The sequence below is a fragment of the Streptomyces sp. NPDC002640 genome (assembly GCF_053592575.1).
Window position 1 is genome coordinate 167,487 of the sequence record NZ_JBSFVZ010000011.1, and the last position, 19,741, is coordinate 187,227.

Annotated in this window: 17 protein-coding genes; 6 read left to right on the plus strand and 11 right to left on the minus strand. The window is 74.1% G+C overall.

Translation table 11 applies throughout. The annotated features are described in order from the left end of the window. Positions 1-39 precede the first annotated feature (39 nt). Complete coding sequence (locus tag ACWD3O_RS16955) at positions 40-942, plus strand: peptidoglycan recognition protein family protein (protein WP_451413293.1); 903 nt, start codon at positions 40-42, stop codon at positions 940-942. Positions 943-957: 15 nt separating this feature from the next. On the opposite strand, the gene ACWD3O_RS16960 is transcribed toward ACWD3O_RS16955, so the two are convergent. The 9 genes from ACWD3O_RS16960 to ACWD3O_RS17000 all read right to left on the minus strand — a co-directional run bounded on the left by ACWD3O_RS16960 (position 958) and on the right by ACWD3O_RS17000 (position 12,849). After that, positions 958-1,485, minus strand: coding sequence for a DUF4240 domain-containing protein (locus ACWD3O_RS16960; protein WP_451413323.1), 528 nt, complete (start codon positions 1,483-1,485; stop codon positions 958-960). Between the two features lie 125 nt (positions 1,486-1,610). Next, positions 1,611-4,337 (minus strand): pyruvate dehydrogenase (acetyl-transferring), homodimeric type, encoded by a 2,727-nt coding sequence (gene aceE, locus ACWD3O_RS16965; RefSeq protein WP_451413294.1) that lies wholly within the window; start codon positions 4,335-4,337, stop codon positions 1,611-1,613. Positions 4,338-4,708: 371 nt separating this feature from the next. Then, positions 4,709-5,350, minus strand: coding sequence for a GntR family transcriptional regulator (locus tag ACWD3O_RS16970; RefSeq protein ID WP_356139338.1), 642 nt, complete (start codon positions 5,348-5,350; stop codon positions 4,709-4,711). Positions 5,351-5,623: 273 nt separating this feature from the next. After that, positions 5,624-7,465 (minus strand): 2-oxoglutarate dehydrogenase, E2 component, dihydrolipoamide succinyltransferase, encoded by a 1,842-nt coding sequence (sucB, locus tag ACWD3O_RS16975; RefSeq protein WP_451416393.1) that lies wholly within the window; start codon positions 7,463-7,465, stop codon positions 5,624-5,626. Positions 7,466-7,516: 51 nt separating this feature from the next. Then, positions 7,517-8,905 (minus strand): dihydrolipoyl dehydrogenase, encoded by a 1,389-nt coding sequence (lpdA, locus tag ACWD3O_RS16980; protein WP_451413296.1) that lies wholly within the window; start codon positions 8,903-8,905, stop codon positions 7,517-7,519. A gap of 288 nt (positions 8,906-9,193) precedes the next feature. Continuing rightward, positions 9,194-10,735 carry a leucyl aminopeptidase gene (locus ACWD3O_RS16985; protein ID WP_451416394.1) on the minus strand — a complete coding sequence of 514 codons (1,542 nt, stop codon included), beginning with the start codon at positions 10,733-10,735 and terminating at the stop codon, positions 9,194-9,196. 164 nt (positions 10,736-10,899) lie between these two features. Further along, the gene (locus tag ACWD3O_RS16990; RefSeq protein WP_451416395.1) at positions 10,900-11,694 is read right to left on the minus strand and encodes an adenosylcobinamide-GDP ribazoletransferase; all 795 of its coding nucleotides are present in this window, start codon (positions 11,692-11,694) and stop codon (positions 10,900-10,902) included. Between the two features lie 57 nt (positions 11,695-11,751). Beyond that, complete coding sequence (gene pspAA, locus ACWD3O_RS16995) at positions 11,752-12,030, minus strand: PspA-associated protein PspAA (protein WP_356138521.1); 279 nt, start codon at positions 12,028-12,030, stop codon at positions 11,752-11,754. A 27-nt stretch (positions 12,031-12,057) separates the two neighbouring features. Continuing rightward, the gene (locus ACWD3O_RS17000) at positions 12,058-12,849 is read right to left on the minus strand and encodes a PspA/IM30 family protein (protein ID WP_451413299.1); all 792 of its coding nucleotides are present in this window, start codon (positions 12,847-12,849) and stop codon (positions 12,058-12,060) included. 278 nt (positions 12,850-13,127) lie between these two features. Here ACWD3O_RS17000 and ACWD3O_RS17005 point away from each other — a divergent pair, with 278 nt between their 5' ends. The 3 genes from ACWD3O_RS17005 to ACWD3O_RS17015 all read left to right on the plus strand — a co-directional run bounded on the left by ACWD3O_RS17005 (position 13,128) and on the right by ACWD3O_RS17015 (position 15,738). Next, positions 13,128-13,727 carry a DUF3043 domain-containing protein gene (locus ACWD3O_RS17005; protein ID WP_451413300.1) on the plus strand — a complete coding sequence of 200 codons (600 nt, stop codon included), beginning with the start codon at positions 13,128-13,130 and terminating at the stop codon, positions 13,725-13,727. Positions 13,728-13,840: 113 nt separating this feature from the next. Further along, positions 13,841-14,542 carry a class I SAM-dependent methyltransferase gene (locus tag ACWD3O_RS17010; RefSeq protein WP_451416440.1) on the plus strand — a complete coding sequence of 234 codons (702 nt, stop codon included), beginning with the start codon at positions 13,841-13,843 and terminating at the stop codon, positions 14,540-14,542. Positions 14,543-14,667: 125 nt separating this feature from the next. Then, positions 14,668-15,738 carry a S1C family serine protease gene (locus tag ACWD3O_RS17015; RefSeq protein ID WP_451416396.1) on the plus strand — a complete coding sequence of 357 codons (1,071 nt, stop codon included), beginning with the start codon at positions 14,668-14,670 and terminating at the stop codon, positions 15,736-15,738. 100 nt (positions 15,739-15,838) lie between these two features. Here ACWD3O_RS17015 and ACWD3O_RS17020 read toward each other — a convergent pair whose 3' ends face one another. After that, positions 15,839-16,066: a hypothetical protein gene (locus ACWD3O_RS17020; RefSeq protein WP_356138516.1), complete on the minus strand. Its 228-nt coding sequence runs from the start codon at positions 16,064-16,066 to the stop codon at positions 15,839-15,841. 502 nt (positions 16,067-16,568) lie between these two features. Here ACWD3O_RS17020 and ACWD3O_RS17025 point away from each other — a divergent pair. Next, the gene (locus tag ACWD3O_RS17025; protein ID WP_451413308.1) at positions 16,569-17,789 is read left to right on the plus strand and encodes a bifunctional adenosylcobinamide kinase/adenosylcobinamide-phosphate guanylyltransferase; all 1,221 of its coding nucleotides are present in this window, start codon (positions 16,569-16,571) and stop codon (positions 17,787-17,789) included. 55 nt (positions 17,790-17,844) lie between these two features. Here ACWD3O_RS17025 and ACWD3O_RS17030 read toward each other — a convergent pair whose 3' ends face one another. Then, positions 17,845-18,390 (minus strand): methyltransferase domain-containing protein, encoded by a 546-nt coding sequence (locus tag ACWD3O_RS17030; RefSeq protein WP_451416397.1) that lies wholly within the window; start codon positions 18,388-18,390, stop codon positions 17,845-17,847. 125 nt (positions 18,391-18,515) lie between these two features. Between ACWD3O_RS17030 and cobT the strand changes: the two genes are divergently transcribed. Then, complete coding sequence (gene cobT, locus ACWD3O_RS17035; RefSeq protein ID WP_451416398.1) at positions 18,516-19,664, plus strand: nicotinate-nucleotide--dimethylbenzimidazole phosphoribosyltransferase; 1,149 nt, start codon at positions 18,516-18,518, stop codon at positions 19,662-19,664. Positions 19,665-19,741 lie beyond the last annotated feature (77 nt).

Here is a 19,741-nt window from a genome sequence, read left to right on the forward strand (position 1 = left end):
CCGATCGCGGCGGCCGTCCCCGGCGCGGACAGTGGAGCCATGCGCGTCTCCCGTACATCCGCCGAGGTCGTGGCCCGGGCCCGGGAGCTGTTCCGGGGTCGGGGCCGGGGCCGCGGCCGGGGTGGCCCGGGACGGGGCGGACGGCGGGGGAGGCCCCGGATCGAGGCGGTGCTGCCGCCCGTGGTCGCCGTGATGGTGCTGCTGTTCGTGCTCCTGCTGCAGGGACAGGGCGACGACCGGGCGATGCCGCGCGGTCCCGCCGCGCCGAGCGGGCCCCGGTTCGGGGCGCCCGAGCCGCCGGTCATGCCGCGTTCCTCCTGGCTGAGGCCGGGCGACGAGGGGCACGCCCGGGAGGCCGGACAGGACCCGGGGGGCCGCCCGAGCAAGCAGCCGCCGCCGAAGTACGACGACAAGGTGGTCGCCGTCTTCGTGCACCACACCGACTCGCCCAACGGCTACGACTGCGCCGACGCCCCCGCCATCATCCGCCGGATCACCGCGGACCAGACGGCGGGCCGGCACTGGGACGACATCGGCTACAACTTCCTGGTCGACCGCTGCGGCACCATCTACGAGGGCCGGGCCGGCGGATCGGACCGGCCGGTGACCGGGGCGCACACGCAGGGGTTCAACCACCGCACCATGGGGGTCGCCGCGATCGGCACCTTCACCCAGGGCGCCGAGGTCCCCGAGGCGATGACCGAGGCCATCGCGCGGCTGGCGGCCTGGAAGCTGGGGCTCTCCGACGTGGACCCGCGCGGCGACGTGCGCCTGGTGTCCAGCAACGACAAGAGCCGGTTCGACAAGGGCGAGGCCGCGGTGCTGCCGGCGATCGCCGGACACGACGACGGCTACCGGACGGACTGCCCGGGCGCCGCGCTCAAGGCCCACCTGCCCCTGATCCGGGAGCGGGCCGCCCAGCTCCAGGGCCGGTCCGCGTGAGGACCGCCCTCGGATTCAGTCCGCGCCCTCGACGAAACGGTCCCACAGGCGCGGGAACCGCTCCGCCAGGGCCTCGTCGTCCTCCAGGTCGATCGGCTCGCCCTCGGGCCGCGGGGGCGGGGCGGACAGACCGAGGTCCGGCGTGACCAGGCCGGTCAGCTGCTCGTACGCCTCGTCCGCCGCGTACCCCAGCTCCTCGCCGTCGCCGTCGATCTCGTCGTCGAAGTCGTCGAGGAGACCGGCCAGCGCGTCCGGGTCGTGCAGCGCGCCCTCGAAGACCTCCCGGCCCTGGCCGATCAGCCAGCACCGGAACCGGTCGAAGGCGTCCTCGCCGGCGCCGTCCAGCAGCACCGAGGCGGCACCCCACAGGTCCCAGCGGAAGGCCCGGTCGTAGCGGGACTCGAAGTGGCGCGCGAAGTCCAGGACCGACTCCGGATCGAGCTGGACGAGGCCCTCCACCAACAGGTCGGCCTGCTCCTCGGGGTCGCCCCCGGCCTCCTCGCGGGCCTCGTCCACCAGCTGCCAGAACTGCGCTTCGTCCATCACGCACCCCAGCATCGTCCCTGCGGGCCCCGATCGCACCCGGGCACGACGAAGGGGACGGCGAACATTCGCCGTCCCCTCACCTCGTCGTCCCCGGCGGGTCGTGCGCCCGGGGGCCCGACCCGTCAGAGGCCGTAGCGCTCCCGGGCCTCCTTGACCGCGGTGGCCTTGACCTCGCCGCGGCGGGCGAGCTGGGCCAGCGCGGCGACCACGATCGACTCGGCGTCGACGCCGAAGTGGCGGCGGGCCGCGTCACGGGTGTCGGAGAGGCCGAAGCCGTCCGCGCCCAGGGAGGACCAGTCCTGCTCGACCCACTGCGCGATCTGGTCCGGAACCTGGCGCATGTAGTCGGAGACGGCCAGGACCGGACCCTGCGCGCCGGCCAGCGCCCGGCGGACGAACGGCACCCGCTCCTCGCCGCGCAGCAGCGCCTCGTCGGCCTCCAGCGCGTCGCGGCGCAGCTCCGTCCAGGACGTCGCGGACCACACGTCGGCGGCCACGCCCCAGTCCTCGGCCAGCTTGCGCTGCGCGTCGAGGGCCCAGTGGATCGCCGTGCCCGAGCCCAGCAGCTGGATGCGCGGGGCGTTGGCGGCCGGGGTGAGGCCGGCGGTCTCCGCCGTGTTGAAGCGGTACAGGCCCTTGACGATGCCCTCGTCGATGCCCTGGGCTGCCGGCTTGGCCGGCTGCGGCAGCGGCTCGTTGTAGACCGTCAGGTAGTAGAAGACGTCCTGGTCCTCACCCGGCGCGGCCTCGCCGTACATGCGGCGCAGACCCTCCTTGACGATGACCGCGACCTCGTAGGCGAAGGCCGGGTCGTACGTCAGGGCGGCCGGGTTGGTGGCCGCGATGACCGGGGAGTGGCCGTCGGCGTGCTGCAGGCCCTCACCGGTCAGGGTGGTGCGGCCCGCGGTGGCGCCGACGAGGAAGCCGCGGCCGAGCTGGTCGCCGAGCTGCCACATCTGGTCGGCCGTGCGCTGCCAGCCGAACATCGAGTAGAAGATGTAGAACGGGATCATCGCTTCGCCGTGCGTGGAGTACGCGGTGGCGGCGGCGATGAAGTCGGCCATCGAACCGGCCTCGGTGATCCCCTCGTTGAGGATCTGGCCGTTCTTGGCCTCCTTGTAGTACATCAGCTGGTCGCGGTCGACCGGCTCGTACGTCTGCCCCTTGGGGGAGTAGATGCCGAGCGACGGGAAGAGCGACTCCATGCCGAAGGTGCGCGCCTCGTCCGGGACGATCGGCACCCAGCGCTTCCCGGTCTCCTTGTCGCGGACCAGGTCCTTGACCAGGCGGACGAACGCCATGGTGGTGGCGACGTTCTGCGAGCCGGAGCCCTTGTCGAAGGAGGTGAACGCCTTCTCCGCGGGGGCCGGCAGCGGGGCGACCGGGTGGACGCGGCGGGCCGGGGCCGGACCACCGAGGGCGGCGCGGCGCTCCTGGAGGTAGCGGACCTCGGCGGAGTCGGCGCCCGGGTGGCCGTAGGGGACGACGCCGTCGACGAAGTCGCTGTCCTTGATCGGCAGGTCCAGGCGGTCGCGCATCGCCTTGAACTCGTCGGTGGAGAGCTTCTTCATCTGGTGGTTGGCGTTCTTGGACGCGAAGCCCTCGCCGAGGGTGTGGCCCTTGACCGTCTGCGCCAGGATCACCGTCGGGGCACCCTTGAACTCCACGGCGGCCTTGTACGCGGCGTACACCTTGCGGGGCTCGTGGCCGCCGCGGGAGAAGTGGAAGACGTCGAGGATCTTGTCGTCGCTCAGCAGCTTCGCCATCTCGGCGAGCGCCGGGTCCTTGCCGAAGAAGTCCTCGCGGATGTAGGCGGCGTCCCGGGTCTGGTACGTCTGGACCTGGGCGTCCGGCACCTCGCGCAGGCGGCGGACCAGCGCGCCGGTGGTGTCGAGCTGGAGCAGCTCGTCCCAGGCGGAGCCCCAGAGGCTCTTGACGACGTTCCAGCCGGCGCCGCGGAACTGGGCCTCCAGCTCCTGCACGATCTTGAAGTTGGCGCGGACCGGGCCGTCGAGGCGCTGCAGGTTGCAGTTGATGACGAAGGTCAGGTTGTCCAGACCCTCGCGGGCCGCCAGCGCCAGTGCCGCGGTCGACTCCGGCTCGTCCATCTCGCCGTCGCCGAGGAACGCCCACACGTGGGACGCGGAGACGTCCTTGATGCCGCGGTTGGTCAGGTAGCGGTTGAACCGCGCCTGGTAGATCGCGGAGAGCGGGCCCAGGCCCATGGAGACCGTCGGGAACTCCCACAGCCAGGGCAGGCGGCGCGGGTGCGGGTAGGACGGCAGGCCCTCGCCGCCGGACTCGCGGCGGAAGTTGTCCAGGTGCGCCTCGGTGAGGCGGCCGTCCAGGAACGCGCGGGCGTAGACGCCGGGGGAGGCGTGGCCCTGTACGTAGATCTGGTCGCCGGAGCCGGGAGCCTCGGGGGACTCCTTGCCCTTGAAGAAGTGGTTGAAGCCGGTCTCGTAGAGCCAGGCCGCGGAGGCGAAGGTGGCGATGTGGCCGCCGACGCCGTACTTGCTGCCGCGGGTCACCATGGCGGCCGCGTTCCAGCGGTTCCAGGCCGTGATCCGGGCCTCCATCTCGGCGTCACCGGGCACCTCGGGCTCGGCGGACGTCGGGATGGTGTTGATGTAGTCCGTCTCGAGGAGCTTGGGCAGCGCGACGCCCGCGCCCTCGGCCCGCTCCAGGGTGCGGCGCATCAGGTACGCGGCACGGTGCGGGCCGGCGGCCTCGGCCACCGCGTCGAGCGAGGCCTGCCACTCGGCGGTCTCCTCGCGGTCGCGGTCCGGAAGCTGGTCCAGCGCGCTGTGCGGGATGCCGTGGGGCCGGATGGCGTGGGGGTCGGTCATGTCGCCGCCTTCCTCAGTCGAAGGGGTGCGGAGGCGCGCGGGGTGCGCGCGGTGCGGGGTGCCCTTGGTCTTTGGCAGGACAGGGCAGGGTGGAACCTCGGGTGGAGGCCCGCGGCGACTGTAACCCCCTGATCGATGATCGATCAAAGGGGAGGACGGAAAAACTTGCCGAACGGGCAAAAGTCGGCACGCAGTGCCATGGGTTCTGCGGGCAGGAAGGCACCCGGTGCCGAGGAATCGCAGGTCACGACGGGTGCGGGGCTGCGCTCGTATGGTGCGGGGTCCGCTCAGGCGGGCCCGTCGGCAGGGGCCGCAGGGGGCCGCAGGGGGCAGCAGGGGGGCCGCAGGGGGACCGCGGAGGCGGCTCGCGCTCAGGCGTCGGTGTCGGCGTCCGGGCGCGGGGCGCAGCCGAGGACGTGGGCCTTGACCAGGTCCGCGATCCGGGGGTCACGGCGGCGGAAGGCGGCCACCAGCTCCTCGTGCTCCTCCGCGAAGGACTGCTGCACGGTGCCCAGCCACCGGATCGACAGGGCGGTGAACACCTCGATGCCCAGCCCCTCCCAGGTGTGCAGCAGCACCGAGTTGCCGGCCGCGCGGACCATCTCGCGGTGGAACGCGACCGTGTGGCGCACCTGGCCCGCCGCGTCGGAGAGCCGGTCGGCCTCGTACAGGGCGTCGACGTGCGGCTCCAGGGCCGAGCAGTCGTCGGCCAGCCGCTGGGCCGCCAGCTCCGCCGCGATGGCCTCCAGGCCCGCCCGGACGGGGTAGCTCTCCTCCAGGTCGGCCGCGGTCAGGTTCCGCACCCGCACGCCCTTGTTGGGCGCCGACTCGATCAGCCGCAGCGACTCCAGCTCCCGCAGCGCCTCGCGCACGGGCGTCTGGCTGACCTCCAGCTCGGTGGCGATCCGCCGCTCCACGATCCGCTCGCCCGGCTTCCACCGACCGCTGACGATTCCCTCCACGATGTGCTCGCGGATCTGTTCGCGCAGCGAGTGGATGACGGGCGCGGTCATGGGGGCTCCTTCGGGCAGGGGCGACCTGCGGCCAGGGCCCCCGAGGGCGTTCGACGCTTAGACAATACGGCTGCGGAGCGTGTCTGCCGAGGCGCATCCGCGCGCCGAGACGCAGGTGAGACGAGGCTTACATCACGGAACGGGCATTTCACCGGCACCCCGGCGGCGCCCCGGCAGTGCCCTTGACCTTCGCTTGACCCGGCTTCACACCCCCTTCACGCACCGCGCCCCCGCCCGGTGGGACCGGACGGGGGCGCGAGGGGCGTGAGGCGGTTACAGGCCGAGCTCGACCTCGAACTCACCGGCCTCCAGGATCGCCTTGACCGCGGTCAGGTAGCGGGCGGCGTCGGCGCCGTCCACCAGACGGTGGTCGTAGGACAGCGTCAGGTAGGTCATGTCGCGGACCGCGATGACCGGGCCGTCCTCGGTCTCGATGACGGCCGGACGCTTCACCGTGGCGCCGATGCCCAGGATCGCGACCTGGTTCGGCGGAACGATGATCGTGTCGAACAGCGCACCGCGCGAACCGGTGTTGCTGATCGAGAACGTGCCGCCGGCCAGCTCGTCCGGGGTGATCTTGTTGGCGCGGACCTTGCCCGCGAGCTCCGCCGTGGCCTTGGCGATGCCGGCCAGGTTGAGGTCGCCGGCGTTCTTGATGACCGGGGTCATCAGGCCCTTCTCGGCGTCCACCGCGATACCGATGTTCTCGGTGTCGAAGTAGGTGATCGTGCCCTCGGCCTCGTTGATCCGGGCGTTGATGACCGGGTGGGCCTTCAGCGCCTGGGCCGCCGCCTTCACGAAGAACGGCATCGGGGAGAGCTTGACGCCCTCACGGGACAGGAAGCCGTCCTTGGCCTGGTTGCGCAGGCGCATCAGGCGGGTGACGTCGACCTCGACCACGGAGGAGAGCTGGGCCTGCTCGCGCAGGGCCTTGACCATGTTGTCGCCGATGACCTTGCGGATCCGCGGCATCTTCACGGTCTGGCCGCGCAGCGGGGACCCCTCGAGGACCGGAGCCTTCTTGGCGGCCGGAGCGGCCGGAGCGGCGGCGGCCGGAGCCTGCGCCGCGGCCTTGGCGGCCTCGGCGGCGGCCAGGACGTCCTGCTTGCGGATACGGCCGCCGACGCCGGTGCCCTTGACGGAGCCCAGGTCGACGCCGTTCTCGGCGGCCAGCTTGCGCACCAGCGGGGTCACGTAGGCGTCGCTCGCGCCGGCGCCCGAGGGGGCGGCGGGAGCGGCCGGGGCGGCCGGAGCCGGAGCCGGAGCCGGAGCCGGAGCGGCCGGCGCGGGGGCGGCCGGGGCCGGAGCCGGGGCGGCCGGGGCCGGAGCCGGGGCGGCCGGAGCCGCCGCGGGAGCCGGAGCCGGGGCCTGCGCGGGAGCCTCGGCGGGGGCCGGGGCCGGGGCCGGGGCCGGGGCCGGGGCCGGGGCCTCGGCCTGGGCCGGCTCGGGAGCCGCGGGGGCGGCCGGAGCGGCGGCGGCCGGGGCGGAGCCCGGGGTGCCGATGACGGCCAGCTTGGCGCCGACCTCGGCCGTCTCGTCCTCGCCGACGACGATCTCGAGCAGGGTGCCCGAGGTCGGCGCGGGGATCTCGGTGTCGACCTTGTCCGTGGAGACCTCGAGCAGCGGCTCGTCGGCCTCGACGGACTCGCCGACCTGCTTCAGCCAGCGGGTGACGGTGCCCTCGGTGACGGACTCGCCGAGCGCCGGGAGCACCACGTCGGTGCCCTCGGCGGAACCGCCGCCCGCGGTGGCCTCGGGGGTCGGGGCCGGAGCGGGCGCGGCCTGCTCGGTGGACGGGGTGGCCTCGGGGGCCTGCACCGGCTCGGCGGCCGGAGCGGCCTCCTGCGCCGGGGCGGACTGCTCGGCGGGCGCGCCGGAGCCGTCGTCGATCAGGGCCAGCTCGGCGCCGACCTCGACCGTCTCGTCCTCGGCCACCTTGATGGCGGACAGGACGCCGGACGCCGGCGAGGGGATCTCGGTGTCGACCTTGTCGGTCGAGACCTCGAGCAGCGGCTCGTCGGCCTCGACCCGCTCACCCTCGGCCTTCAGCCAACGGGTGACGGTGCCCTCGGTGACGCTCTCGCCGAGCGCCGGCAGGGTTACGGAAACCGCCATGGTTTCGGTTGCTCCTAACGGAAGTACGGAAGTCTGTGGGGCCGGGCCTGGTCAGTCGTGCGAGTGCAGCGGCTTGCCCGCCAGCGCGAGGTGGGCCTCGCCCAGCGCCTCGTTCTGCGTCGGGTGCGCGTGGATGAGCTGCGCGACCTCGGCCGGCAGCGCCTCCCAGTTGTAGATCAGCTGGGCCTCGCCGACCTGCTCGCCCATGCGGTCGCCCACCATGTGGACGCCGACCACGGCGCCGTCCTTGACCTGGACGAGCTTGATCTCGCCCGCGGTCTTGAGGATCTTGCTCTTGCCGTTGCCCGCCAGGTTGTACTTCAGAGCGACGACCTTGTCCGCGCCGTAGATCTCCTTGGCCTTGGCCTCGGAGATGCCCACCGAGGCGACCTCGGGGTGGCAGTAGGTGACCCGCGGGACACCGTCGTAGTCGATCGGGACGACCTTCAGGCCGGCCAGGCGCTCGGCCACCAGGATGCCCTCGGCGAAGCCGACGTGCGCGAGCTGGAGGGTGGGCACCAGGTCGCCGACCGCGGAGATCGTCGGGACGTTGGTGCGCATGTACTCGTCGACCAGGACGTAGCCGCGGTCCATCGCGACGCCCTGCTCCTCGTAGCCCAGGCCCTGCGAGACCGGGCCACGGCCGACGGCGACGAGGAGGACCTCGGCCTCGAACTCCTTGCCGTCCGCCAGGGTGACCTTGACGCCGTTCTGGGTGTACTCCGCCTTCTCGAAGAAGGTGCCCAGGTTGAACTTGATGCCGCGCTTGCGGAACGCGCGCTCCAGCAGCTTGGAGCTGTTCTCGTCCTCGACCGGCACGAGGTGCTTCATGCCCTCGATGATCGTGACCTCGGAACCGAAGGACTTCCACGCCGAGGCGAACTCGACGCCGATGACGCCGCCGCCCAGGATGATCGCGGACTGCGGGACGCGGTCCAGGACCAGCGCGTGGTCCGAGGAGATGATCCGGTTGCCGTCGATCTCCAGCCCCGGCAGCGACTTCGGCACGGAGCCGGTCGCCAGCAGGACGTGGCGGCCCTGGATCCGCTGTCCGTTGACGTCGACCGAGGTCGGGGAGGACAGGCGGCCCTCACCCTCGATGTAGGTCACCTTGCGGGAGGCCACCAGGCCCTGCAGGCCCTTGTACAGGCCCGAGATGACCTCGTCCTTGTACTTCATGACGGCCGGGACGTCGATGCCCTCGAAGGTCGCCTTCACACCGAACTGCTCGCTCTCACGCGCCTGGTCGGCGATCTCGCCGGCGTGGAGCAGAGCCTTCGTCGGGATGCAGCCCTTGTGCAGGCAGGTGCCGCCGACCTTGTCCTTCTCGATCAGGGCGACGTCAAGGCCCAGCTGAGCCCCGCGCAGCGCCGCGGCGTACCCGCCGCTACCGCCGCCGAGGATCACTAGGTCGAAAACGGTGCTGGCGTCGTTCGCCACGTCACGTCCTCCATGCATGTGCGCCACGCCGGTCTCGTCCGACCGGTCGGCGGCTGGTCACGGCCGCTCTAAGTGCTTCGGCCCGGGTGGGGCCCTGTCCTGCCAAGGGTCCATCTTTGCACTTGTCGCGGTCCAACCGGACGCGGGGCCGTGTTGTGAGACACGGCACAGTTCCCGCCGGACCGTCCTGCGCCTACCCCGCCGCACGACGCGCAAGGGGGCGGGGAGGGGCCCGCGTCGCGGAACCCTCCCCGCCCCCGGTGTGAGCGGTTCGTCAGGACGCGTGCGTCACAGCACGTCGCCGGCGGCGGCGCGCTCGGCCAGACGGACCAGCGTGCGCACCGCGGAGCCCGTGCCGCCCTTGGGCGTGTAGCCGAACGGCTTGCCCTCGTTGAAGGCCGGGCCGGCGATGTCCAGGTGCGCCCAGGCGATGCCCTCGCCCACGAACTCGCGCAGGAACAGGCCGGCCACCAGGCCGCCGCCCATCCGCTCGCCCATGTTGGCGATGTCGGCCGTGGCGGAGTCCATCCCGGCGCGCAGGTGCTCCGGCAGCGGCATCTGCCAGGCGTCCTCGCCGCTCTCCTCGGCGGCCTCGTGGACGGCGCCGCGGAAGGCGTCGTCGTTGGCCATCACACCGAAGGTCCGCGAACCGAGGGCGACCATCATCGCACCGGTCAGCGTCGCCACGTCGACGATCGCGTCCGGCTTCTCCGCCGAGGCGGCCCACAGGCCGTCGGCGAGCACCAGGCGGCCCTCGGCGTCGGTGTTCAGCACCTCGACGGTCTTGCCGCTGTACATCCGCAGCACGTCGCCCGGGCGGGTGGCGGAGCCCGACGGCATGTTCTCCGCCAGGCAGAGCCAGCCGGTGACGTTCACGTCGAGGCCCAGGCGCGCCGCCGTGACGACCGCGGAGAGGACCGCCGCCGCTCCGGACATGTCGCACTTCATGGTCTCGTTGTGGCCGGCCGGCTTCAGCGAGATGCCGCCCGAGTCGTAGGTGATGCCCTTGCCGACGAAGGCCAGGTGCTTCTTCGCCTTCGACGAGGTGTAGGACAGCTTCACGAGGCGCGGCGGGCGGGTCGAGCCGTTGCCGACGCCCAGGATGCCGCCGTAGCCGCCCTTGGTGAGCGCCTTCTCGTCGAGCACCGTCACCTTGAGGCCGTGCTCCTTGGCCGCCTTCTGCGCGATCTCCGCGAAGGTGGCCGGGAACAGGTCGTTCGGCGGCATGTTGATCAGGTCGCGGGCACGGTTCATCTCCTCGGCCACCGCGACGCCGCGCTCCACAGCCGCCTTGAAGGCGCGGTCGCGGGGCTTGCCGCCGAGCAGCACGGCCTCGCCCAGCGGGCCCTTGCCGGACGCGGCGCGGGCCTTCCCGTCCTTGCCGGACTCCTTGTAGGCGTCGTAGGAGTACGCGCCGAGCAGGACGCCCTCGGCGACCGCGCCGGCCGCCTCCGCGTCCTCCAGCGGCAGCGCGAAGGCGGCCTTCTTGACGCCGGCGAGCGCGCGGGCGGCCGATCCGGCGGCACGGCGCAGCGCCTCGGCGCCCCATGCCTCGCCCTTCTCCGGCTCCGCGCCCAGGCCGACCGCGACCACGAGCGGGGCCTTGAACCCGGACGGGGCGGGCAGCTTGGTCACCTCGCCCTCGGTGCCCTTGGCGCCGAGGGTCTCCAGCAGGCCGGCCAGCGAGCCGTCGTAGGCCTCGGCCACGGCCTCGGCGCCCGCGGCCAGGACGGGGCCGCTGCTCGACTGCGCGCCCTTGGCGACACCGACGACGACCGCGTCGGCGCGCAGGCCGGCCACGGCGGAGGTGCTGAGGGAAAGATCAGTCACGGTGGTGATGTCTCGCTTCCGTTTGAGTCTGGTGGAACCGAAAGGTGCCGAGTGGATGGGCTCGGCCACGGCCCTGGGTTGCTCTGCTTCTGTTACGTCTGGTGTTACGTCTGCTGTTACGTCTGCCTCTGGGACAGGAGACTACGCGCGGGTATCGGCGGCGGTCAGCCGAGGCACAGCACCAGCAGCGCCGCGGTCGCCGCGGTCTCCGCGAGCGCGCCCAGCACGTCGCCGGTCACGCCGCCGAAGCGGCGGACGCAGCGGCGCAGCAGCGCCTCCGCGGCGAGGCACCCCAGCAGCACGGCACCGGCCGCGCGCAGCGCCCCGGCCGGGCCGTCGAGCACGGCGCCGGCCGCGGCGGCGAGGAGGGTCACCGTGGCGGCGAGCGCGGCGGCGGCCGGGCGGGGCACCACGGAGGCGACCGTCGCGCCGAGCCCCTCCGGGCGGGCCGCGGGGACGCCCGCCCGCGCGCCCACGGTCAGCGCCAGCCGGGCGGTCACCGCGGCGAGCACGGCGGCGAAGGCGCCGCGGGCGGGGGAGTGCGCGAACGCCTGCGCCAGCGCGGCGGCCTGCGCGGCCAGCGCCAGCAGCAGGGTGACCACGCCGAACGGGCCGATGTCGGAGCGCTTCATGATCCGCAGGGCCTCGTCGGCGGGCCGGCCGCTGCCCAGGCCGTCGGCGGTGTCGGCGAGGCCGTCGAGGTGGAGCGCGCGGGTGAGGGCGGCGGGCACGGCGACGGCGGCGACGGCGGCGAGCGCCGGGGCGAACCCCACGAGGACCCCCGCCGCCCCCGCCAGGGCGGCCGCCGCGCCGACGACCAGCCCGGCGAGCGGCGCGCAGAGCATGCCCGCCCGGGCCGCGTCCCGGTCCCAGCGGCGTACGCGCACGCGCAGCACGGTCAGCGTCCCCAGCGCGAAGCGGGGACCGTCGAGGACGCGGGACGAGGAACCTTCCACCATGCCGCGCGACGCTACCCGCGCGCCCGGCACGGCCGGCGGCCGGGGCCGAGCCGGGGCTCAGCCCGGGATCAGCCCATCGTCGGTGAGCAGGGCGCGGACCTCGTCCAGCGTGGCGTCGGGGGAGGGCAGGATCAGCTCGGACGGCTCCAGGGAGTCGTCCGGCAGCGGTTCGCCCAGCTCGCGGACCCGGTCGAGCAACGCCACCAGGGTCCGGCGGAACCCGGGCCCGTCCCCCTGCTCCATCTCCGACGACAGTTCGTCGTCCAGAGCGGAGAGTTCGGCCAGATGGCTGTCGGACAGCCGGACCTGACCCTCACCCATGATCCGTACGATCATCCCGGGCCTCCCTGAAGCCGGTCGGGGCTACTGCTCCTTGTGGAACCGGGGCGTGTCCTGCGGCTGCTCCTCAGCCTGCCGGCCGCCCTCGATGGCCTGCTGCTGCGCGGACGTGCCGCCCGACAGCTCGGCCTTCATCCGCTGCAGTTCCAGCTCCACATCCGTACCACCGGAGAGCCGGTCCAGCTCGGCCTGGATGTCGTCCTTGGCGACCCCGGACTGGTCGTCCAGGGCGCCGGAGGCCAGCAGCTCGTCGATCGCGCCGGCCCGCGCCTGCAGCTGGGCCGTCTTGTCCTCGGCGCGCTGGATGGCCAGGCCGACGTCGCCCATCTCCTCGGAGATGCCCGAGAAGGCCTCCCCGATCCGGGTCTGCGCCTGGGCGGCCGTGTAGGTCGCCTTGATGGTCTCCTTCTTGGTGCGGAAGGCGTCCACCTTCGCCTGCAGCCGCTGGGCCGCGAGGGTGAGCTTCTCCTCCTCGCCCTGGAGGGTGCTGTGCTGGGTCTCCAGGTCCGTCACCTGCTGCTGGAGGGCGGCGCGCCGGGTCAGCGCCTCGCGCGCCAGGTCCTCACGGCCCAGCGCCAGCGCCTTGCGGCCCTGCTCCTCCAGCTTGGTCGACTGGGAGCGCAGCTGGTTGAGCTGCAGCTCCAGACGCTTGCGGGAGGTCGCCACGTCGGCGACCCCGCGGCGCACCTTCTGCAGCAGCTCGAGCTGCTTCTGGTACGAGTAGTCGAGGGTTTCGCGAGGGTCCTCGGCCCGGTCCAGGGCCTTGTTCGCCTTCGCGCGGAAGATCATCCCCATACGCTTCATGACACCGCTCATGGGCTTCGCGCGCCCCCTTCTGACGACTTCCAGCTCCAGCTACTGCCGACACAACCCACGGTAAGGGCTGTGTCTCCATTACCGCACTGTTCGGAGTGCGGTGCGGTCCTCCGCGAGGACGACCATGAACACGTCCGGTCCGGCCCAAGGAGGAGATCACCGAGGAGATCGCGGCCGATTCCCGGTGATCTCCCCGTGTGGAGGACGCAGGTCGTTGCGGGATCGTTCCCCTCGGGGCGGTGGTCCATGCGGAGGGGCACCCCGTACCCTTGGGTTTTGTGTTCCGTAGCCGTGCCAACGACGAGAAGGCCAAGGACGCCGCGCAGTCGCCGGTGAGCCAGGCCAACCAGCCCCGCGACCCGCAGGCCCCGAAGGGCAGGCCGACTCCCAAGCGGAGCCAGGCCCAGTCCCAGCGCCGCAGCGTCGCCAACACGCCGACCAACCGCAAGGAGGCGGCGAAGCGGCAGCGCGAGGAGCGCCGTGCCGCGCTGGAGCGCCAGCGCCAGGCGCTCGCCTCCGGCGACGAGCGCTACCTGCCCGTGCGCGACAAGGGCCCGGTGCGGCGGTTCGCCCGCGACTACATCGACTCGCGCTGGTGCGTGGCGGAGTTCTTCCTCCCCATGGCCGTGATCATCCTGGTCCTGACGATCATCCGGAACCAGCAGGTCCAGTACCTGGGCATGCTGCTGTGGCTGGCCGTCATCGCGATGATCGTGATCGACTCGCTCTTCACCGGCATCCGCCTGCGCAAGCGGCTCGCCGAGAAGTTCCCGGACGTCAACCGCCGTGGCGCGGTGGCCTACGCGCTGATGCGCTCGCTGCAGATGCGGCGACTGCGGCTGCCCAAGCCCCAGGTCAAGCGCGGGGAGCGGCCCTGACCGCCACCGGTTCCGGGCAGGTGCCGCGACAGGCGGCCCCCTTCGACTCCGACGCGGCCCGCGCCTGGCTGGGCAAGCTGGGCGGCCTGCGTGACCTGGTGCGCCAGGAACTGGTGGCGCGTCAGCTCGACGAGCAGATCATCGGCCACTTCCCGGTCGGCCGCCGGCTGCGCGTGCTGGACGTCGGCATGGGCCAGGGCACCCAGGCGCTGCGGCTCGCCCGCGCCGGGCACCAGGTCACCGGCGTGGAGCGCGACCCCACCATGATCGAGGCCGCGCGCCACGCCCTGGCCGCCGAGCCGGCCGGGATCCGCGAACGCGTCCGGCTGCTGGAGGGCGACGGCCACGAGACCGGCGTCCACTTCCTGCCGGGCAGCTTCGACGTGGTGCTCTGCCACGGCGTGCTCATGTACGTCGAGGAGCCCGACCCGCTGCTCGCCGGACTGGGCCGGATGCTCGCCCCCGGCGGGCTGCTCTCGCTGCTGGTCCGCAACGGCGACGCCCTCGCCATGCGGCCCGGCCTGGCCGGCGACTGGGCCGGAGCGGTCGCCGCCTTCGACGGCACGGCCTACCGGAACCGCCTCGGTGTGGACGCCCGGGCCGACCGGCTCGACGCGCTGACCGAGTCGCTCGCCGGCATCGGCGCGCCGCTGCGGGCCTGGTACGGGGTCCGGGTCTTCACCGACCAGGCGCCGGACGGGGCCACGCCGCCGTCCGACCTCGAGGCACTCCTCGCCGCCGAGGAACGCGCCGCCCGCACCGACCCCTACCGCCGGGTGGCCGCCCTCCTCCACCTCTGCGGCGCCCGGCCGTAGCCGCACCGGACAGCGGCCGCACCGGCCGTCCCCGGCCCCGGACCCTCCGGACGGGCGAGCGGCACCGCGCCCGTTCGGGGGTACAGGACGCGCCGGGGGCCGGTGGCGCGGACCAGACTCGTGCCATGGACGCCATGGACGCCACCTCCGCGCGCCGCGCCGGGCTCGCCCTCGCCTGCTGCCTCGCCCTCGCCGTCCTGCCCGCCTGCCAGCATGCCGCCCAGCACTCCGCCCGGGGTCAGGAGGCCGCCGCCCCGCGCGCGCCGCAGGCCCCGAAGGACCTGGAGGAGGGCTACATCGACGTCATCCGCGACGTCCTGCCCTCGGTGGTCCAGGTGCAGGCGTCCGGCGACCTCGGCTCCGGCATCGTCTACGACGACCGCGGACACATCGTCACCAACGCGCATGTCGTCGGGGACGAGGACCGCTTCCGGGTCACCACCGCCCAGGCGGGCACGCCGCTGACCGCGCGGCTGGTGTCGTCCTTCCCCGAGCAGGACCTCGCCGTGATCAAGCTGGAGCGCATGCCGGAGGGGCTGCGGCCCGCGACGTTCGGCGACTCCTCCGAGGTGCAGGTCGGGCAGATCGTGCTGGCGATGGGCTCGCCGCTGGGACTGTCCTCCAGCGTCACCCAGGGGATCGTGTCGGCCACCGGACGGACCGTCAGCGAGAGCGCCGAGGGCGGCGGGACCGGGGCCACCATCCCCAACATGATCCAGACCTCGGCCGCCATCAACCCCGGCAACAGCGGGGGCGCGCTGGTCGACCTCGACGGGGAGGTCGTCGGCATCCCCACGCTCGCCGCCTCGGACCCCGGCCTCAGCGGCAGCGCGGCGGCCGGCATCGGCTTCGCCATCCCGTCGTCCATGGTCCGCACGGTGGCCGACCAGATCATCGAGCAGGGACGCGTCACCCACACCGGGCGGGCCGCGCTCGGCATCACCGGGCGCACCGTCGTCGACCGCAACTCCCGGGCCACCGGCGTGGCGATCGTCGAGGTCACCCGGGGCGGGGCCGCCGCCGACGCGGGGCTGCGGGCCGGGGACGTCATCACCCGGATGGGCAGCAGCCCGATCACCACCATCACCTCGCTCACCGAGACGCTGGCCGGCATGAAGCCGGGCGACGAGGTGACCGTCGCCTACCTCCGCGACGGTGACGACCGCACCGTGCGGGTGACCCTCGGCGAGCACTGAGGCCGGGCACCGAGGCCGGGCCCCGAGGCCGGGCCCCGAACCCGCGTCCCGGGAACGCGCCGTGCCGGGCGGCGGGTGTCCCGCCGCCCGGCCCCACCGGTCAGGCCTCGGCGCCCTCGGTCTCCTCGGCGCGCAGGCTCATCGGCCCGTAGATCTCCGTCCGGTCCTCGAAGAGCCGCACCTGCTCGGCGCCGCCCTCCAGCAGCTCGCGCCAGTGCTCGCCCAGCCAGGACTCCGCGTCCCCCTGGGTGGTGAACTCCTCCGGCTCCACCGCGGGCTCGACCTCGGTGCCGTCGGCCTTCTCGAACCGCCAAATCCATGCCACCACGTGCGCCTCCAGGGTTGCGGGTCCGGCTTGCGATGCCGTCGTCAGGAGCCTAGGGCCTGTCCGGCGGATCATGCACGTGGGTCGCGGGGCCTGGCACGCACTCCCCAAGCTCTCGGCCTCGCTCGAGCAGGGCGGTGCCCCCTTCGGCGTTGTCGTCACTCGACGACTCCCCCACGCTCGGCTGCGCTCGCGAGGGGGGACCCCCATCGCGTCGCCTCCCTCCTCCGCCTTGCAGCCGCACGCTCCCCCAAGCTCTCGGCTTCGCTCGAGCAGGGCGGGGCCCCCACGACCCCGCTCAAGCGGCGTGGCGTGCGGAGCGAACCCGGCGGCGAGAACGGCATGATCCGCCGGACAGGCCCTGGCCCTGATCGTTCCCGGCCGCGCGCCCCGGGCAACATGACCGGCGTCACCCGGCCCGGATCGGCCCGCCCGGAGGACGTTCCGCCGCCGAACAGACGGCGCGCGGACGCGCGACGGGCGCGAGGGGCGGGAGAATCGGTCCGTGGACGTCACTCTGCTCGGCACCGGAGCCCCCAGCGGGCTGCCCCGCCCCGGCTGCCCCTGCGCCGCCTGCGCGCTCGCCCTCGGCCCGGACGCCCGGGCCGCGACCTCGCTCCTGGTGGACGGGACGCTGCTGCTCGACCTGATCCCCGGCGCCGCCTTCGCCGCCGCCCGGTCGGGCCACTCGCTGACCGGGGTGCGGCAGGTCCTGCTCACCCACCCGCACGACGGCCCCGCCGTCGAGGTGCCGCCGGGGCTGCCGCAGCCGGGCCGGGTGCCCGACGGCCGGGAGCTGGCGCTGCTCACCGGGCACCGGGTGCGCGCGCTGGCCATGGACGCCCCGGGCACGGGGTACGCGGTCACCGGGCCGGACGGCCGGCGGCTGCTGTACCTGCCGCCGGGCTGCGCGCCGGCCGGGCTGGAGGAGACCGCGGAACCGTACGACATGGTGCTGGCCGACCTGATCGGCCGCCCCGACGCGCTGGCCCGCCTGCGGGCGGCGGGCGCGGCCGGGCCCACCACGGACGTGATCGCGGTGCACATCGACCACGACGTGCCGCCGGGCCCCGAACTGCGGCGCCGGCTGGCCGCGGCGGGGGCGCGGGCGGTGCCGGACGGGGAGACGCTGGTGGTGGGGTCGTACGAGAACGTGCCGGACGTGCCGCGGCGGACGCTGGTGCTGGGCGGCGCCCGCTCCGGCAAGTCGGTGGAGGCGGAACGCCGGCTCGAGGCGTTCCCCGAGGTGGTGTACGTGGCCACCGGCGGCACGCGGGGCGGTGACTCGGAGTGGGCCGAGCGGGTCAGGCTGCACCGCGACCGGCGGCCCGCCTCCTGGCGGACCCTGGAGACCTGCGACCTGGTGCCGTTGCTGAAGGACGACGGGGAGGACGACGGCACGCCGCTGCTGATCGACTGCCTGGCCCTGTGGCTCACCGACGCGATGGACGCGGTCGGTGCCTGGGACGACGCCGAGTGGTCCGGCGGCGGACAGCGGGCGCTGCGCGCGCGGACGACCGAACTGGCGCGGGCCCTGCGGGAGACCCGGCGGACGGTGGTGGCCGTCTCCAACGAGGTCGGCTCCGGCATCGTGCCGGCCACCGCCTCGGGCCGCCGGTACCGCGACGAACTCGGCCGCCTCAACGCCGCCGTCGCCGCGGAGTGCGAACACGTGCTGCTGGTGGTGGCCGGTCAGGCCCTGTCCCTGCGCGGCGGCGGCCTCTGACGGGGCGCCGACGGGGCGCGGGCGCCTCCCAGGGCGCGGCCAGGCCGCCCGCTACCTAGGACGCCCGGGCGAGGAGGGGCTGCCAGGGGCGCCAGGGCCGGGGCGGCAGCACGCGGTAGCCGGCCGCGACCAGGTCGCCGGGGCACGTCGGGGCCGGGTCGAGCAGGAGGTGGCCGTCGGGCCGCAGCAGCGCCCGGAGCGCGCGGAGCACGTCCGGACGCGGCCGGACGCCCCGCAGGCTGACCACGTCGTAACGGCCCGTCAGCAGGGCGGCCACCGCCGGGTCGTCCGGCAGTCCCCGGTGCGCCTCCTCCACCCTCCCCGCTGCCAGCGCCACCTCCACCAGCGGGGTGACGTCCAGCCCGTCGAAGGCGGTGTACGGGAAGTACGCCTTCGCCGCCGCGCAGAAGTGGCCCCCGCCGCAGTTGACGTCCAGCCAGCTCTCCGGTTCGGGCGCCACCGCCCGCACCGCCCGGGCCGCCAGGAGGAACCGCAGCCGCTCCACCGGGCCCGGCGGCCCGTCGTCGGGCGGCGCCCCGGCCGACGGGCCGGCCAAAGGGTCGACGGGGCCCTGCGGTTCCGGCACGACGACCTCGGCCACGGCGGCTCCTCACCTCGGAAACAACAGGGGGGATCCCCGGGAACGAAAGCGGGCAAACCGGAACCTAGGGCGTCCCGCCGCAGGACGCAAAGACGCGGCCCCGACGTGCCGGTACTGTTCCGCCAATGAGCTCGCTACATCTCGACGACTTCACGGACCGGATCCAGCGTCCCCACGGCAGCGTGCGCCGTGACGCGGAGGCGCGCCGGGAGCGGCAGGCCGTACCGGCCGGGTCGCTGGGACGTCTGGACGAACTGGGGGAGTGGCTCGCGGCCGCCCAGCACAGCGTGCCGGTGCGCCCCGTGGAGCGGCCCAAGGCCGTGCTCTTCGCGGCCGACCACGGCGTGGCCTCGCTCGACGTGTCCGGGCGCCCGGCCGGCACCGCCGCACGGCTGGTGCGGGACGTGCTGGAGGGCGTCAGCCCGGTCGCCGTCGTCGCCCGCCGGCAGGACGTGCCGGTGCGGATCGTGGACATGGCGCTGGACTGCGACCCCGAGGAGCTGCCCGCCGAGGTGGCCGGCCACCGGGTCCGCCGGGGCAGCGGACGGATCGACGTCGAGGACGCGCTCACCGCCGAGGAGGCGGAGGCCGCCTTCCGCGCGGGCGTCGCGATCGCCGACGAGGAGGCCGACGCCGGAACCGACCTGGTCGTCCTCGGGGACGTCAGCGTCGGCGGCACCACCCCGGCCGCCGTGCTGATCGCCGCCCTCTGCGGCACCGACGCCTCGGTGGTGACCGGCCGCGGCGGCGCCGGCATCGACGACCTGGCGTGGATGCGCAAGTGCGCCGCGATCCGCGACGCCCTGCGCCGCGCCCGCCCGGTCCTCGGCGACCAGCTCAAGCTGCTGGCCGCGGTGGGCGGCGCCGACCTGGCCGCCATGACCGGGTTCCTGCTCCAGTGCGCGGTCCGCCGCACCCCGGTCGTCCTGGACGGCGTGGTCTGTGCCGCCGCCGCGCTGGTGGCCCAGCGGGTCGCCTTCCGGGCCCCCGACTGGTGGCTGGCCGGCCACCGCAGCGGCGAGCCCGCGCAGGGCAAGGCGCTGGACCGGATGGCGCTGGAGCCCCTGCTGGACCACGGCGTGGCCGTCGGCGAGGGCCTGGGCGCCCTGCTGGCGCTGCCGATGGTGCGGGCCGCCGCCGCGCTCGCCGCCGAACTCCCGGCGGTCGCGGAGGGAGCCGCGCAGGATGTCGCGGAGGAGTCCGAGGAGAAGACCACGGGAGAGCCCGCCGAGGAGTCCCCGCAGGGGTCCGCGGGGGAGCGGCCTGTCGCGTAACGGGCGTGGTCCTCAGGTCCACCCTCCTCCGACCGGTTTCTCCGACCGGAGGAGGATGTGACGATCCTCAAATAGGA

Coding starts and splice junctions, on each gene's coding strand:
- sucB (WP_451416393.1), bottom strand. CDS start 7,465: ATGGCGGTTTCCGTAACCCTGCCGGCGCTCGGCGAGAGCGTCACCGAG.
- ACWD3O_RS17015 (WP_451416396.1), top strand. CDS start 14,668: ATGGACGCCATGGACGCCACCTCCGCGCGCCGCGCCGGGCTCGCCCTC.
- ACWD3O_RS17000 (WP_451413299.1), bottom strand. CDS start 12,849: ATGAGCGGTGTCATGAAGCGTATGGGGATGATCTTCCGCGCGAAGGCG.
- ACWD3O_RS16970 (WP_356139338.1), bottom strand. CDS start 5,350: ATGACCGCGCCCGTCATCCACTCGCTGCGCGAACAGATCCGCGAGCAC.
- ACWD3O_RS16990 (WP_451416395.1), bottom strand. CDS start 11,694: ATGGTGGAAGGTTCCTCGTCCCGCGTCCTCGACGGTCCCCGCTTCGCG.
- cobT (WP_451416398.1), top strand. CDS start 18,516: ATGAGCTCGCTACATCTCGACGACTTCACGGACCGGATCCAGCGTCCC.
- pspAA (WP_356138521.1), bottom strand. CDS start 12,030: ATGATCGTACGGATCATGGGTGAGGGTCAGGTCCGGCTGTCCGACAGC.
- ACWD3O_RS16955 (WP_451413293.1), top strand. CDS start 40: ATGCGCGTCTCCCGTACATCCGCCGAGGTCGTGGCCCGGGCCCGGGAG.
- ACWD3O_RS16960 (WP_451413323.1), bottom strand. CDS start 1,485: ATGGACGAAGCGCAGTTCTGGCAGCTGGTGGACGAGGCCCGCGAGGAG.
- aceE (WP_451413294.1), bottom strand. CDS start 4,337: ATGACCGACCCCCACGCCATCCGGCCCCACGGCATCCCGCACAGCGCG.